Annotated in this window: 12 protein-coding genes and 1 pseudogene; 3 read left to right on the top strand and 10 right to left on the bottom strand. The window is 51.4% G+C overall.

What is annotated here, in order from left to right; translation table 11 throughout:
* Together JIG40_RS21265 and tal are read right to left on the bottom strand one after the other, a co-directional pair.
* Positions 1–231, bottom strand: a pseudogene (locus JIG40_RS21265) (transketolase); the annotation flags it as partial.
* Between the two features lie 104 nt (positions 232–335).
* Positions 336–1,286: a transaldolase gene (gene tal / locus JIG40_RS21260; protein ID WP_020328698.1), complete on the bottom strand. Its 951-nt coding sequence runs from the start codon at positions 1,284–1,286 to the stop codon at positions 336–338.
* A 452-nt stretch (positions 1,287–1,738) separates the two neighbouring features.
* Here tal and JIG40_RS21255 point away from each other — a divergent pair, with 452 nt between their 5' ends.
* Complete coding sequence (locus JIG40_RS21255) at positions 1,739–2,728, top strand: sugar-binding transcriptional regulator (RefSeq protein ID WP_020328697.1); 990 nt, start codon at positions 1,739–1,741, stop codon at positions 2,726–2,728.
* 71 nt (positions 2,729–2,799) lie between these two features.
* Here JIG40_RS21255 and JIG40_RS21250 read toward each other — a convergent pair whose 3' ends face one another.
* From JIG40_RS21250 to moeA, 3 genes are all read right to left on the bottom strand, one after another.
* Complete coding sequence (locus JIG40_RS21250) at positions 2,800–3,630, bottom strand: sulfurtransferase (RefSeq protein WP_199466054.1); 831 nt, start codon at positions 3,628–3,630, stop codon at positions 2,800–2,802.
* A gap of 92 nt (positions 3,631–3,722) precedes the next feature.
* A complete protein-coding gene (gene moeB, locus JIG40_RS21245) occupies positions 3,723–4,475 on the bottom strand; it encodes a molybdopterin-synthase adenylyltransferase MoeB (protein WP_199466053.1) in 753 nt (250 codons plus the stop codon).
* 8 nt (positions 4,476–4,483) lie between these two features.
* The gene (gene moeA / locus JIG40_RS21240) at positions 4,484–5,719 is read right to left on the bottom strand and encodes a molybdopterin molybdotransferase MoeA (RefSeq protein WP_047458473.1); all 1,236 of its coding nucleotides are present in this window, start codon (positions 5,717–5,719) and stop codon (positions 4,484–4,486) included.
* A 150-nt stretch (positions 5,720–5,869) separates the two neighbouring features.
* Here moeA and folE point away from each other — a divergent pair, with 150 nt between their 5' ends.
* Positions 5,870–6,523: a GTP cyclohydrolase I FolE gene (folE, locus tag JIG40_RS21235; RefSeq protein WP_020328693.1), complete on the top strand. Its 654-nt coding sequence runs from the start codon at positions 5,870–5,872 to the stop codon at positions 6,521–6,523.
* Positions 6,524–6,601: 78 nt separating this feature from the next.
* Here the strand turns inward: folE and eat are convergent, their stop codons facing one another.
* Genes eat through JIG40_RS21220 form a run of 3 tightly spaced genes read right to left on the bottom strand, consistent with a single transcriptional unit; the run spans position 6,602 to position 10,269 of the window.
* Positions 6,602–7,996 carry an ethanolamine permease gene (gene eat, locus JIG40_RS21230; RefSeq protein ID WP_020328692.1) on the bottom strand — a complete coding sequence of 465 codons (1,395 nt, stop codon included), beginning with the start codon at positions 7,994–7,996 and terminating at the stop codon, positions 6,602–6,604.
* A 30-nt stretch (positions 7,997–8,026) separates the two neighbouring features.
* Positions 8,027–8,869: an ethanolamine ammonia-lyase subunit EutC gene (gene eutC / locus JIG40_RS21225; RefSeq protein WP_199466052.1), complete on the bottom strand. Its 843-nt coding sequence runs from the start codon at positions 8,867–8,869 to the stop codon at positions 8,027–8,029.
* Entirely contained in the window at positions 8,866–10,269 is a 1,404-nt protein-coding gene (locus tag JIG40_RS21220; RefSeq protein ID WP_199466051.1) for an ethanolamine ammonia-lyase subunit EutB, read from the bottom strand. The genes eutC and JIG40_RS21220 overlap by 4 nt, the downstream gene beginning before the upstream one ends.
* Positions 10,270–10,651: 382 nt before the next feature.
* Between JIG40_RS21220 and JIG40_RS21215 the strand changes: the two genes are divergently transcribed.
* Positions 10,652–11,545 carry a helix-turn-helix domain-containing protein gene (locus JIG40_RS21215; RefSeq protein ID WP_244662709.1) on the top strand — a complete coding sequence of 298 codons (894 nt, stop codon included), beginning with the start codon at positions 10,652–10,654 and terminating at the stop codon, positions 11,543–11,545.
* Here JIG40_RS21215 and msrB read toward each other — a convergent pair.
* Together msrB and JIG40_RS21205 are read right to left on the bottom strand one after the other, a co-directional pair.
* On the bottom strand, positions 11,538–12,668 hold the full coding sequence (gene msrB / locus JIG40_RS21210) for a peptide-methionine (R)-S-oxide reductase MsrB (protein ID WP_199466050.1): 1,131 nt from the start codon (positions 12,666–12,668) through the stop codon (positions 11,538–11,540). The two genes, JIG40_RS21215 and msrB, sit on opposite strands and share 8 nt — an antisense overlap.
* A 133-nt stretch (positions 12,669–12,801) precedes the next feature.
* Positions 12,802–14,550, bottom strand: coding sequence for a formate--tetrahydrofolate ligase (locus JIG40_RS21205; RefSeq protein ID WP_199466049.1), 1,749 nt, complete (start codon positions 14,548–14,550; stop codon positions 12,802–12,804).
* Positions 14,551–14,667: the final 117 nt, after the last annotated feature.

The following is a 14,667-nucleotide window of genomic DNA, read 5'->3' as shown; positions in this document are numbered from 1 at the left end:
CAGGTGCAGCAGAGAGTAAATCAGCATTGAGCCGTGGCCGTTGGACAGCACGAAACGGTCGCGGTCTGCCCAGTTCGGGTTTTGTGGGTTGTGGTTCAAGTGACTGCGCCAAAGCACTTCAGCGATGTCAGCCATACCCATCGGTGCGCCCGGGTGGCCAGAGTTAGCTTTTTGTACACCGTCCATGCTCAGTGCACGGATTGCGTTAGCCAGTTGTTTGCGGTTCATAATAGATTCCGTAATCGTTAGGATTTAAAAGTTATAGTCGAAACTAAAAGGGGAAGCGGGCGCTCCCCCTTGAATTTGATTTCCCTCGGCGGGAAGTTGTTGAGCGATTAAAGTTTCGCTTCGATCATCGTTTCCAGTTTGCCCTGGTCTACTGCGAAGTTACGGATACCTTCAGCCAGTTTTTCTACCGCCATTGCATCCAAGTTGTGTTCCCACAGGAACTCAGAATGAGTCATCGCTGCTGGACGCTCTTGTGTACCGTTAGAATCAACCAGTTTCTCAACCACTTCGCCTTCAGCCGCTTCCAGTTCAGCCAGTAGTGAAGGTGCGATAGTCAGGCGGTCACAGCCAGCCAGTTCCAGAATCTCGCCGATGTTACGGAAGCTTGCGCCCATCACCACAGTTTTGTAACCGTGCTGTTTGTAGTAGTTGTAGATTTTAGATACTGACAGTACGCCTGGATCTTCCTGAGCTTCGAAGTCACGACCTTCTTTTGCTTTGTACCAGTCCATGATGCGGCCAACGAATGGTGAAATCAGGAACACGCCAGCTTCAGCACAAGCACGAGCTTGCGCGAAAGAGAACAGCAGAGTCAGGTTACAGTTGATGCCTTCTTTCTCCAGCACTTCTGCCGCGCGGATGCCTTCCCAAGTTGACGCCAGTTTGATCAGAATGCGGTCGTTTGAGATGCCTGCATCGTTGTACATTTTGATCAGTTTGCGAGCTTTAACGATGCTGCCTTCAGTGTCGTAAGACAGACGTGCATCAACTTCAGTCGAGATACGGCCTGGGATAGTTTTCAGGATTTCTTTACCGATGTTTACCGCTAGCATGTCACACGCTTCTTGAACTTGTTCTGCTTTATCGCTGGTCTGTGATTTCGCGTATTCGATCGCTTGATCGATCAGTGGAGCATATTCTGCAATTTGAGCGGCTTTAAGAATTAGAGAAGGGTTCGTTGTTGCATCTTCTGGCTGGTATTTTTTGATTGCATCAATTTCACCAGTGTCAGCCACAACAGTTGTAAGTTTACGTAGTTGCTCTAATTTGTTGCTCATTTCGATCGTCCTATTCTTTGGGCTAGGCCAGCGATTCGCTGGGCATTGGCATGCAGGTTAGTTAAGCGAATTGTCATGCAATGACAAGCCTGCTTATGACTAACACAATGTTTTTCAGCGACCGAGCAACTGTAGTGAACATTTGCTCGTTCGTTGAGTAAATGATGTACCCATATTTATCTTATCTATGCTGAAAGTCAATCGTGATTTGCCCTTTATGCCGACTTTTACTCACTAATTTTATCCGACGTCAGCCGAGACAAATAAAGAAACGTTTGCCTAAGTCATGCCTAGCGTTGCAAAGTAAAAATGCCGTCAAAATATGAGGTGAGAAAATGTCATCCAAGTGAGCAAATGTTGCATTCAATTGGCGCTATAACATATGCTACGTCAATGAGCAGATGCTCAGTATTGGATACTATGCTGAGCAAAGTAGTGAGTGAGAGCGTAACATGAGCGGTTCTAACCAAGATATCTCGGTGGAAAGCACCGATTTGCTGACGGAGATTTCCGTTGCCTACTATCAGGATGGGGCAACTCAGGAAGAAATTTCCAAGAAGTTTGCCATTTCCCGTGCCAAAGTGGGCCGAATGCTGAAACAGGCGCGTGATGAAGGCATTGTCGAGATCACCGTTAAATATCACCCGGTGTTCAGTGCCAAGATTGAGCAGCGTTTGATCGAGCGCTTTGGGGTGAAACGGGCGTTGGTGGCGCTTGACCAACCGAACGAAGAGTTGCAGCGCCAACAAGTATCGGGATTGGTGTCAAATTATCTTTCCAGCACCCTGAAGAACGGCATGGTAGTCAGTGTCGGTCAGGGGCGCAACGTGTCATCGGTAGCGCATCATGTCGGCGTGATTACGCCGCGTGACTGTAAGTTCGTTTGCAGTATTGGCGGCATTCACCCACGTGGCGGTATGTTTAACGCCGACCACATTTGCCGTCAGATGGCGAAGAAATACGGTGGTACCTCAGAAACCCTGTATGCGCCGGCGTATGCCGAAAACCGCGCGCAGAAACTGGCCTTCATGCAAAACGCCACCGTCAAGCAAACGCTCGATCTGGCGCGCAAAGCAGACATCGCGTTGGTCGGTATCGGCGACATGAGTGAAAACAGCTACATGGTCGATTTGGGCTGGTTTACGCCGGATGAAGTGGTGCAGTCGCGTCTGCAGCAAGGCGTGGTCGGCGATTTCGCAGGGTACGACTTCTTTAATGTGCATGGCGAAATTGCCAACACCGTGATGAGTGACCGCGTTATTGGTTTGGGTATTGAAGAGTTTCGCCGTATTGCCGAAGTGATCGCGATTGCCGCAGAAAACAGTAAGCCGCTCGCACTGCTCGGTGCGTTGCGTACTGGCGCAATCGATGTGATTGCGACCAGCGTTACCAACGCGCTGACGGTGCTTAACTTAGATGAACAGATGCGAGATGCTCAGTAGCGTGCTGGTATATTGGTCGCGAAATGAAATTAAAAAGGCCACGTTAAGTGGCCTTTTTTCTGTTTGAGAAGTTACTTCTCAATCGGTAAGTCGTGGCGCTGACCCCATTCCGTCCAAGAACCATCATAGACCGCCAAATTCTGATAGTCGCATAATGTGGCAGCCAGCAACACGATACAGGCGGTGACGCCGGAGCCGCAGCTGAACAGATACTCATCGGCTGGGCGAATGAGCGCTTGTTGCAAAATCGGTTTAAGATCCGTCGGTGATTTCATTTTATGGCCGTTCATCAGCTCAGCAAAGGGCAGGCAGCAGGAGCCGGGAATATGGCCGCTGCGCACACCCGCGCGTGGTTCTGCTACTTGCGCCAGGAAACGGGCTTTGGAGCGCGCATCAACGGTCAGGCTGCTGTTGTCATTGATTTTATTTAACACGTAGTTCGCATCGACAAAGAAACGCGGGTCGAGCGTACCGGCAAAGTTACCGGGCGCGTATGAATTATCGTAACTTTGGGTGACAGTGTAACCTTGGGCTTTCCATTCAGTCAGCCCGCCATCGAGAATGTAGACGTCATTGCGCCCAAATGCTTTAAACATCCACCACGCACGAGGCGATGCAAACGTGCCGCTGTTGTCGTACACCACCAAAATGGAATCTTGATTGAGTCCCAGTTGCTGCGCCAGTTCATTAAAGCGTGCTTCAGTGGGCATCATGTGGGGAAGGTCGCATTCGGTGTCGCAAAACACGCCGTCATAATCGAAACGGCGTGCGCCGGGAATCTTATTGACTTTGTCTTTTTCGGTTTCGCTCGGAATTTGAAAATCAATGCTGGCGTCGAGCACGATTAAGCGCGAATCGTTTTGTTTTTCTGCGAGCCAAGCTGGGGTTACTAATGGCGACATTCCACTTCATCCTGTGTTGGGGTTATTGAGCTACGTTACTCAATTCTGGCTAAGAATCCAAATAAAAACAGGCGCTTCATTGCGCCTGTGGATTAGGAGTGGCACACCGGACAGGTGGGCAGCTTCATCAGTTTCATTTCACGCCAAGACATACTCATGGCATCTAACATCAGAATTTTACCGCGAATCGGTGTGCCGTAATTGGCCATTACTTTGATCGCTTCCATCGCTTGCACGGCGCCAATGATGCCAACTACGGGCGCCATGACGCCAGCTTCCACGCAGCTTAACGCGGCGTTGCCAAACAGGGCGCTCAGGCATTGGTAACACGGTTCTTCTTCGCTTTGGTAAGTAAACACGCTTACTTGGCCTTCCATACGAATGGCGGCGCCGGAAACCAATGGGGTTTTGGTTTTAAAGCACAAGCGATTTAATTGATTACGCGTGTCGACGTTATCTGAGGCATCCAAAACTAATGAATGTTGTTCAATCAGGGCTTCCAGTTCGTTGTCGCTCAGGCGCTTGGCGACGGTTTCAATGGCAATGTGCGGGTTGAGTTCTTGCAGCGATTGGGCCGCTGATGCCACTTTAAGCTCGCCGATATTGGCATCATGGTGCAATACCTGACGCTGCAGGTTAGAGAGCTCAACGGTGTCATCGTCAATCAGCGTGATCTTACCCACGCCCGCTGTGGCCAGATATTGGCTGGACGCACAGCCCAAACCGCCTGCACCGAGGATCAATACGGCACTCTGTTTCAACGCTTCCTGACCATCAAAATCAAACTGTTTGAGAATGATTTGACGGTTGTAACGCAGCATTTCTGAGTCGCTGAGAATATCCACACGAACTCCTAGTATAAGGTTGCGTTAAATAGCTGAATGTTGACGGTTTCGCCAGCTTCGACTCGGCCACGTTCGCGTTCGAGCACCACAAAGCAGTTCGCCAAGCTCATCGAGCGGAATGCGCCGGAGCTTTGGTTACCAGTGGTTTCAACCACGAACTGACCGTTTTCGATGCGGTAAATGCCGCGTTGGTAATCGGTGCGTCCCGGGGCTTTCTTGAAGGTGGTGCGGGTGATGGCCGGAATTGACTCAGGCGCTGTCCATTCGGTGTGACCAGACAGTTTTGCCAGCATCGGTTGCACCAGAACGTACATGGTCAGAACCGCGGAGACCGGGTTACCCGGCAGGCCGCAGAACCAAGCGTTTTCCAGTTCGCCAAACGCGAACGGTTTCCCCGGTTTAATCGCCAGTTTCCAGAAGCCGATTTGACCCAGTTGTTCCAGAATATCTTTCGTGTAGTCCGCTTCACCCACGCTCACGCCGCCGGAAGTGACCACCACATCCGCGAGGCTTTGGGCTTTCTCAAACGTGGCTTTTAACGTCTCTGGGCAGTCAGGAATGATGCCGAGGTCAATCGCTTCGCAGCCGAAGTTTTCAATCAGCGGCTTAATGCCGTAACGGTTGCTGTCGTAGATCTGACCTGCATCCAGCGGTTGGCCTAGCGGTTTCAGCTCGTCACCGGTTGAGAAAAATGCCACTTTCGGTTTGCGATAAACGGTCACATTAGCCACGCCAAGTGTGGCGATCATCGGAATGTCACGGGGCGTGAGACGCGCGCCTTTACTCAACACCACATCGCCTTGGTGAATGTCATCACCGGTCGGGCGAATGTTGTCGTTCGGTTTGACGTCGGTGTGGCTGAATGTGACGCCTTGCTCCGACACCGTGGCCTGTTCTTGCATGATCACTGCATCGCAACCGTCCGGGATTTTTGCACCGGTCATAATGCGCACACAGCTCATGGCTGGCCATTCACCGTCAAAGGGTTGGCCGGCAAACGATTTGCCTGCGACCGGCAGTGGCGTCGCGGTCGCAAGTTCGGCACGGCGCACGGCATAGCCATCCATCGCGGAGTTATCAAACGGCGGCACGTTAATCGGGGAGAGAATATCTTCAGCAAGGACAAAACCGAGTGCGTCGGCAAGGGGAAGAGTCAGTGTGGTTTGAATCGGAGTGATGCGCGAGAGCATTTTATCCAGCGCGTCTTCAATTGGCATTAAGCCAGGAGCGTCACAACAGCCCATGATGAAATCCTATGGTCTTCATTTTTGAGAAGTACTTTAGCATACAAAGCCCGGTGGCAATAATGTCCACCAATAAAATATGGGTGTAATTATTAAAAAATCCGAGTATCCTTGTCAGCCATCCGAAAGGGTTAAATACGAGGTAAGGTAATGTCAGGTCTGAGCGAATCCGCGAAGTTAGTAAAAGATGCGCTGGAACGTCGTGGTTTGGAAACGCCAATGCAACCAAACACGATCAGTCGAGATGAGAAAAAAGAACGAATTGAACACCACATGCGTGAAATTCTGACTCTCCTAGGACTGGACCTCACTGACGATAGCCTTGAAGAAACCCCGCACCGAATCTCTAAGATGTATGTTGATGAGATCTTCTCGGGTCTGGATTACCAAAACTTCCCGAAAATCACGGTCATCGAAAACAAAATGAACGTCAGTGAAATGGTGCGTGTCAAAGATATTACCGTGACCAGTACCTGTGAGCACCACTTGGTGACCATCGATGGAAAAGCGGCGGTGGCATATATTCCGCGTGGCAAGATTATCGGCCTGTCGAAAATTAACCGCATTGTGCGCTTTTTTGCGCAGCGCCCACAGGTGCAAGAACGTATGACGCAACAAATTCTGGTTGCGCTGCAAACTCTGTTGGAATCAGAAGACGTGGCAGTCACCATCGATGCAACTCACTACTGCGTGAAATCACGTGGTGTGATGGATGCAACCAGCGAAACCACAACCACGGCGCTAGGTGGCATTTTTAAGTCCAACCCCGCCACCCGCGCTGAATTTCTGCACGGTTTGCGCTAACTACACGAATATTCAATGAAAAAGGACATCCGAGGATGTCCTTTTTTTGTCTCTGAAATTCAGGGAGACGGTGTTCTGTCACGCTTCACTGGCTTGTGGCATCAGCAGCATTTCATTGCCTTCCTGCATCGAGCTTTCATCGTGTGTGGCTTTAAAGTAGATGAAACCAAGGGCAAACAGACCAACAAAGATCAGTGTCAGCAGGAAGTTGTAGTACACCATCGCAACCAGAGCAAGTACCGCCAGACCCAGAGCAAGCGCCGGAGCAAATGGGTAGAGCGGGGCGCGGAACGGACGTTCCAGCGCTGGTTCCGTACGACGCAGTTTGAACAGCGCCAACATGGATACGATGTACATCACGATGGCCCCAAACACTGCCATGGTGACGATATTCGCTGTCAGCGGCTGCCCGCCAATCACAATCAGGTTGTCAGAGAAGATAGCCGCGATACCCACAACGCCGCCCGCCAGAATCGCCCAATGCGGTGTTTGATAACGTTGGTTGACGGCAGCGAGTGATTTGGGCAGGAAGCCTGCGCGCGCTAAAGCGAAAATCTGACGTGAATACCCCATGATGATGCCGTGGAATGACGCGATCAGGCCAAACAAACCCAGCCACACCAGCATGTGCAACCAGCCACTCGATTCACCAACAATCATTTTCATGGCTTGCGGCAGTGGGTCGTTGATATTAGACAGTTCACGCCAGTCGCCGGCGCCACCCGCAAAGAACATCACACCAACAGCCAATACTACCAACGTTAAAATGCCGGCGATAAACGCCACCGGAATGGTGCGTTTCGGATCTTTCGCTTCTTCTGCAGCCATCGACGCGCCTTCAATGGCGAGGAAGAACCAGATGGCAAAAGGAATCGCAGCAAAGATGCCGGAAATTGCTTCTCCAGAGAAGACATCGCTGCCAGCCCAACCGTTCGCGGCAAAGTTTGCCATAGAGAAACCGGGCGAGACCACGCCCATAAAGACCAGCAGTTCGACGATAGCAAGAATGGTGACCAAAAGTTCGAACGTCGCGGCAATGCTTACCCCAACAAGGTTGAGCCCCATGAAGATGACATAAGCAACCACGGCAACCAATTTCGGGTCGAGCGTCGGAAACTGAACATTGAGATAAGCCCCGATGGCCATGGCGATGGCGGGCGGCGCAAACACAAACTCAACCAAGGTGGCGAAACCCGCGACATAGCCGCCTAACGGGCCAAAGGCGCGATACGCATAAGCGAACGGACCGCCCGCATGGGGAATCGACGTCGACAGCTCGGTAAAGCTGAAAATGAACGCGGTGTACATAGTGGCAATGATCAGGGTGGTGATCAAAAAGCCGAGTGTTCCGGCCTGTGCCCAACCGTAACTCCAGCCGAAGTATTCGCCCGAAATGACCAGCCCGACGGCAATGCCCCATAAGTGAAATTTTCCAAGGGTCCGTTTCAGACCCGGTTTGCTGCTATTTTCCATAATAACGATCCTCAGTAATGTCCTTAAAATCTATTCAGTGGTTAACGAAAATTGGTTTGCTTGAATCGGTTGATTCAACTGCGCGTCGTCAGAGCGATCTTTCAGTCCGACGCCAGTGAGTTTGAGCCGACGTGACTCCGCCAGCAGATAGAAGCATTTCATCGCGGCCGCTTCATAAGGCAGCCCCTGTGGGCGCACGTTGGAAATACAGTTGCGCAATGAATCTTCGGTGCCGCGCTGTGGATGCCAGGTCAGATACAGCCCCAAGCTATCGGGGGAACTTAATCCCGGGCGTTCGCCCACCAGTACCAGCACCTCGCGTGCGTTGATCGCTTCACCCACGTCATCACCGACCGCAACTCGGCCCTGATGCACGATGCTCAATGGCGCGATACGCCAATCATGTCGTTGGTCGGCATGGAGCTGCGTGATTAAGGCGTCGATAAAGGGAGCCGCGTGATGACTGATTGCGTAAGACGACAAACCATCGGCAATGACAATCGCCAGATCGTACGGGTTTGGCGTGCTATCGCTGTGCTGCTTCAAACGTTCTATCGAGGCATCATCGAGCTTGCGGCCCAAATCGGGCCGTTGCAGATACGTGAGACGATCACTGGCTTGGCTATGTAGCGAAAACGCAGGAAGATAGGGCACAATGGCTGATTTTTGCGCCAAGGCGTCAACCAGCTCCGCTTCGTCGAGCGGCACATGCACCGCATCCATCGCTTGAGCGTGCGAGAGCTGAAAACGCAATAGCTCTTGCGTCGGAATGCTGGTACCCACACGGCCAATACCGATGCGCGCCTGCGTAAACTGGCGCAGCTTGTGCCATGGATCCTCATGGATCAACGAGGAAGTCAGCGTCTTACTCATACGGCCTCCTGAATCAATCGTAAGGGATGGCTAAAGTGCGGCGATAAATCGTCGGCGAGTTGCTTGCGTTCATCCTGATCGAAGATTTCCATTTTCTTCAACCAGGCTTCAAATTCTGGAGCAGGGCGGGAACCCAACACTTGGCGGGCGTAGAGCGCGTCATGAAACGAGGTGGTCTGGTAGTTGAGCATGATGTCATCGGAGCCCGGAATGCCCATGATGAATGAGCACTCGGCGACGCCGAGCAGCGTCAGCAGATTGTCCATGTCGTTTTGGTCGGCGTAAGCGTGGTTGGTGTAGCAGATGTCACATCCCATCGGCAGGCCAAGCAGCTTGCCGCAGAAGTGATCTTCCAGCCCGGCACGAGTTATCTGCTTGCCGTCAAACAGATATTCCGGGCCGATGAAGCCTACCACGGTGTTGACCAGTAATGGTTTGAACTTGCGCGCGAGCGCATAGGCGCGCACTTCGCAGGTCTGTTGGTCGACGTTGTGATGGCCGTTGGCCGAAAGAGCGCTTCCTTGTCCCGTTTCAAAATACATAACGTTGTTGCCGACCGTGCCGCGATTGAGGCTCAGAGCGGCATCATAGGCTTCGGCAATCACATTCAGGTTGATACCAAACCCTTGATTAGTGGCTTCGGTTCCGCCGATGGATTGAAACACCAAATCGACCGGCGCGCCTTTCTCGATCGCTTCGACCGTGTTCGTCACATGGGTCAGGACGCACGATTGGGTCGGGATGTCGTAATACTGAATCACTTCATCCATCAGCTTCATGAGCTTAATCGCCTGGCTTACGCTGTCGGTTGCGGGGTTGATGCCAATCACGGCATCGCCGTTGCCGTACATCAGGCCATCAAAAATCGATGCCGCTATACCGCTCATATCGTCGGTCGGGTGATTGGGTTGCAAACGGGTCGATAAACGGCCGGGCAGACCTATGGTGTTACGAAATGCGGTGGTCACCTGACACTTCTTCGCCACCAGAATCAAATCCTGATTGCGCATGATTTTGCTGACTGCCGCGGCCATCTCGGGCGTGATGCCAGCGCAAACCCGCGCCAATTCAATATGGGTGGTGGTTTCTTGTAGCAGCCAGTTACGAAAATCGCCGACAGTGAGATGCGCGATTTCCAAGAATGCGCGGGCATCATGCTCATCGATGATCAGACGGGTAATTTCGTCGTCCTCGTACGGAATCAAGGTGTCGTTGAGGAAGGTTTTGAGTGGCAGATCCGCCAATATCATCTGCGCGATCACGCGCTCTTCCGCCGATGTGGCGGCCACCCCCGCCAATTGGTCGCCGGAGCGCAGCGGCGACGCCTTCGCCATCACTTCTTTCAAAGAAGCAAACTGGTAGGTCTGACTGCCTAATTGATATCGGTAGTGTGAACTCATTATGTCTCTCTATCTTTACCGTTGTGCGGAGTGAGTTTGTTCAGGGCTGTGCGGCCTGAACATTGCAATTTGCCTTGGTATACCTGTTGCAAACATGATTGTGAAAACAGTGCGAAAACTGTTCCGCGAGCATGACGGAAATAGGCAAAGTTAAATAAGCCAATAAAAACAGTGAGATAAAAGAAATTGTGCGTAATGCTGGTGCAAGAGGGTGAAAATGAATTTGGTTCAATTGCTTCATGAAGGGAATTCATGCGCACCAACGAGGTGCAAACAGTACAGTTTTGATGTCAACCAGCAGGCACAAAGCCTAAGTGCTTGGGAACAAAAGTATAATCAACACAGTGCAGGGCAATTTAATGGGTATCTGGATGAAATAAAGTTGCCCGGTTTGCACCTGTTTGAGGAGTACACCAGTCACGCCGTCCATCAGGAATGTTGCGTGAATCCCAATGCCGTTTGGATTGGTTTTTCGATGGATAGTCAACGGCCTAAAGTAAATGGTCTGCAAGCTGAGACGCATCAATTGATGATTCGTCCGGCGCAAGAATCATTTGAATTGGCCACACCACAGGATTTTCATATTTTTGGCATTGTGATCGACCGTGAGCTGCTGTTGAACGGAATGCAATTTGGTAGTCAGGGACAATGGGAAAATGCCCAGTGGGAAACGGCAGCATTGGTTGAAAACAGTCTGCCGCAACACGGTTGCTGGTCGCTGGTGGCTTTGATTCGAGACGCGCTGAGCCCGCGGTCGATACTCGGACAGAAGCTGATTGAAGAGAGTGCCGCACAAGCGCATTTGCATGCCATGTTGCGAGCAGCGGTGATTGATCGTCTGAGTGCGTTTCAAGTGTCGACTGAACGTGAACCGCGCAGTTACCATACTCGGCGTCAGGCGTTGCGGCGCCTGTATCAATACATTGATCAGAACGGCGACTATCCGTTAAGTATTAGCGATATGTGCGCGATCGCCTGTGTCAGCCAACGCACGTTGCAGAACTGTTTTGAACAAGAGCTTGGAGTGAGCCCGGCGACGTTTTTGCGTGAGTGCCGTTTGAATGCGGTGCGACGCGTACTACTGGATCAATCGCAGCAGCGGGCAATCTGCGACGTTGCACTTGGCTTTGGTTTTTATCATCTCGGCACGTTCAACCATTATTACAAGCTGTTATTTGGAGAAACGCCCAGTCAGACGCGTGACCGGGCGCTTAGGTATCAACATTCCGCGGTGGTGCAACAGTTCGTCACCACATCGCGTTCAGCATTCATTTAAACAGTGTCAGGTATTCACCATAACCTTGTGCCTGCATCTCCGCTTTAGGTACAAATCGCATCGCAGCGGAGTTCATACAGTAGCGTAAACCTGTCGGCGCAGGGCCGTCATTAAATACATGACCCAAGTGGGATTGACCAAAGCGGCTGCGCACTTCGGTGCGGGTGTAAAACAGCGTGTTATCGTCTTTGGTCACGATATACGCCGGGTTAATCGGCTTTGTAAAACTTGGCCAGCCAGTGCCGGATTTGTATTTGTCGGTGGACGAGAACAGCGGTTCTCCTGAGACAACATCAACATAGATACCTTCGGCTTTATTATCCCAATACTCGTTTTTAAACGCGTGCTCAGTGCCTTCTTCTTGCGTGACGTAGTACTGTAGCTCAGTCAGTTTGGCGCGAATCTCTTTATCCGAAGGGCGGGTGTAGGCCTTCACACTGCTGATGCCTTTTCTCTCATCGATGATTTGGCGCAGTGTTTTTGGGTGTTCAACGCGGTCTTTACCAAAGATCTCATCTAAGTACTGATCGCGGCCAGAGGCGTAGCGATAGTATTTGTAACGCAGTGAGCTCTTTTTGTAGAAATCCTGATGGTACTCTTCAGCCGGCCAGAACTTCTTAAAGGCGATCAGTTCTGTTTTGAGCGGTTTTCTGAAGATTCCGGACTCGTCGATCTCTTTCATAAAGCGCTCGGCTATCTGCTTTTGCTGGGCGTTATGATAAAAAATCGCCGGACGATATTGGTTACCACGATCGACAAACGAGCCTTGATCGTCAGTGGGATCGATATGGCGGAAGAAATGGTCCAATACCTGTTCATAGCTGACTCTATCGGCGTCATACGTGACCTGCACCGACTCGATGTGACCCGTAGAACCTGAAGAGACCTGCTTGTAAGTCGGATTGTCGACATTGCCACCGGAATAACCAGAGACAACGGTAATCACACCATCAAGTTTTTCCAGATCAGATTCAGTACACCAAAAGCAGCCACCGGCCAGTGTTGCGATTTCTTCATGACTGGCGTGTTTGCTGGTAGCAGAAGTTTCTGCCTGTGAGAAAAACGATACAGAGAGTGGTACGGAGACCAGTAAGGCAAACAAAAATAACGTAATGCGTTTCATGGCGGTTCTTACTCGTTTTGTTGAACGGATATACGAAAAGAACGGCACACGGACGGAAAAATTTCAAATCGAACGCAAAGAAAAAAGCTTCGCAGTGGCGAAGCTTTTCAATAGGGGGATGTAATGCCGGTGCTTAGCTCAGCCCGATGATGCGACCCTGCTCATCGATATCCAGCCCCATAAACGCCGGTTTCTCTGGCAGCCCCGGCATGGTCATCACGTTGCCGCATAAGGCATAGACAAATTCTGCTCCCGCGCACAGTTTCAGTTCACGAATGGGAACATCAAATCCGCTTGGCGCACCTTTTTGCGCTGGATCTGTGGTGATGGACAACGGCGTTTTCGCCAGACACACCGAAAGATGACCAAAGCCTTTTGCTTGCAAATCATCAAGCTGGGCTTGCGCTTTTTCGCTCAGAGTGACTGAGTCAGCACCATAACCATTGATAGCGACGGCCTTAAGCTTGTCGAATAACGGCGCATCGTGTTCATACAACGGTGTAAAGTGCGCGGCTTTGCTGCATTGCTCGACTACTTTTTCCGCCAGTTCACGTGTGCCTTCTCCGCCTTTGGCGAAGCCTTCAGACAACGCAACCGTCACATCATTCGGCAGCGCTTCGATCATTATTTTCAACTGCGCCAGTTCTTCTTCGCTATCTTGCGGAAAGCGGTTAATCGCCACCACTGCAGGAATACCGTATTTATTGACGTTGTTGATGTGCCATTTGAGATTTTCAAACCCAGCGGTCAACGCGTTGCAATCTGGCGCGAACAGGGTTTCAGGTACGGATTGACCCGGACGCAGATCATAGAGCCCCGAGTTGGCTTTCAGGCCGCGTAACGTTGCGACGATCACCGCGCAGTCCGGCGCTTTACCGGAGGCTTTAGCTTTGATGTTGCAAGCCTTCTCAAAGCCCATGTCGGAACCAAAGCCGCCTTCGGTCACGGTGTAGTCGGCGAGGCGTGTGGCGATGTCATCAGCAATGATCGATGAGTTTCCATGCGCGATATTGGCAAACGGGCCTGCGTGAATCAGCGTCGGCACGCCTTCAAGGGTCTGCATCAGTGTGGGTTCAATGGCTTCTTTCATACTGACCGCCATCGCGCCAGCCACTTTCAAATCTTCGGTGGTGACAGGCTGACCATCAATGTTGTAGCCGACGACGATATTACCAATGCGGCGGCGCAGATCTTTGAGGTCTTCAGCAAGGGCAAGAATCGCCATCAATTCAGACGCTGCTGAGATGTCGAACCCGTCTTCACGCTCGTAACCGTTGATGGTTTTGCCATCTTCATTGCGGCCAACCGTGACTATGCGCAGCGCGCGATCGTTATGGTCCATCACACGCTTCCACACGATACGTTGCGGGTCGAGACGCAGGGCAGGCATACCTGTTCTTGTGGCAAAATCCTCATAACCGTTGCGCTGTTCGTGATAAATGCGCGCATCAATCGCTGCCGCGGCGAGATTGTGCGCTGCAGTGACGGCATGAATATCGCCGGTCAGATGCAGGTTGAGCTCTTCCATTGGTGCGACCTGAGAATAACCACCACCAGCAGCGCCACCTTTGACGCCGAAAATTGGCCCCATGGACGGCTGACGAATACATGCCATGACCGAATGCTGTAAGCGAGCCAAACCTTGTGCCAGACCAATCGTGGTCACCGTTTTACCTTCACCCAAAGGTGTTGGCGTAATTGCGGTGACCAGAATGAATTTTCCGGCAGGTCTGTCGTGCAGGCGATTCAGGCAATTGAGCGAGACTTTGGCTTTATAGCGTCCCTGACTGTGAAACTCCTCGGGCAGAAGTCCGGCTTTGTGGGCGATCTGTTCAATGGCAGTCAGCGGTGTGGTACGGCAAATTTCAATATCTGGCAGCATAAAACCCTCATCATAAGGATGAAATTGGTGAGGAAAACGTTTGCGTCGCGATAATAGCTTTAAATGGAAGGTTGTAAAGCGAATTAACGAGAGGATTGTTTTGCGAGGCGAGAATTC

It is taken from the genome of Vibrio sp. bablab_jr001, assembly GCF_016464285.1.
Classification (GTDB): Bacteria; Pseudomonadota; Gammaproteobacteria; order Enterobacterales; family Vibrionaceae; genus Vibrio; species Vibrio fluvialis.
Note: the sequence above shows the minus strand (reverse complement) of the source record. Positions and strands in the feature narration are given on the sequence as shown.

Bases quoted from the DNA above. Each gene is read 5' to 3' on its own strand.
- JIG40_RS21220 (WP_199466051.1), bottom strand. From the start codon at position 10,269: ATGAGTTCACACTACCGATATCAATTAGGCAGTCAGACCTACCAGTTT.
- msrB (WP_199466050.1), bottom strand. From the start codon at position 12,668: ATGAAACGCATTACGTTATTTTTGTTTGCCTTACTGGTCTCCGTACCA.
- JIG40_RS21255 (WP_020328697.1), top strand. From the start codon at position 1,739: ATGAGCGGTTCTAACCAAGATATCTCGGTGGAAAGCACCGATTTGCTG.
- eat (WP_020328692.1), bottom strand. From the start codon at position 7,996: ATGGAAAATAGCAGCAAACCGGGTCTGAAACGGACCCTTGGAAAATTT.
- eutC (WP_199466052.1), bottom strand. From the start codon at position 8,869: ATGAGTAAGACGCTGACTTCCTCGTTGATCCATGAGGATCCATGGCAC.
- moeA (WP_047458473.1), bottom strand. From the start codon at position 5,719: ATGGGCTGTTGTGACGCTCCTGGCTTAATGCCAATTGAAGACGCGCTG.
- tal (WP_020328698.1), bottom strand. From the start codon at position 1,286: ATGAGCAACAAATTAGAGCAACTACGTAAACTTACAACTGTTGTGGCT.
- folE (WP_020328693.1), top strand. From the start codon at position 5,870: ATGTCAGGTCTGAGCGAATCCGCGAAGTTAGTAAAAGATGCGCTGGAA.
- JIG40_RS21250 (WP_199466054.1), bottom strand. From the start codon at position 3,630: ATGTCGCCATTAGTAACCCCAGCTTGGCTCGCAGAAAAACAAAACGAT.
- JIG40_RS21205 (WP_199466049.1), bottom strand. From the start codon at position 14,550: ATGCTGCCAGATATTGAAATTTGCCGTACCACACCGCTGACTGCCATT.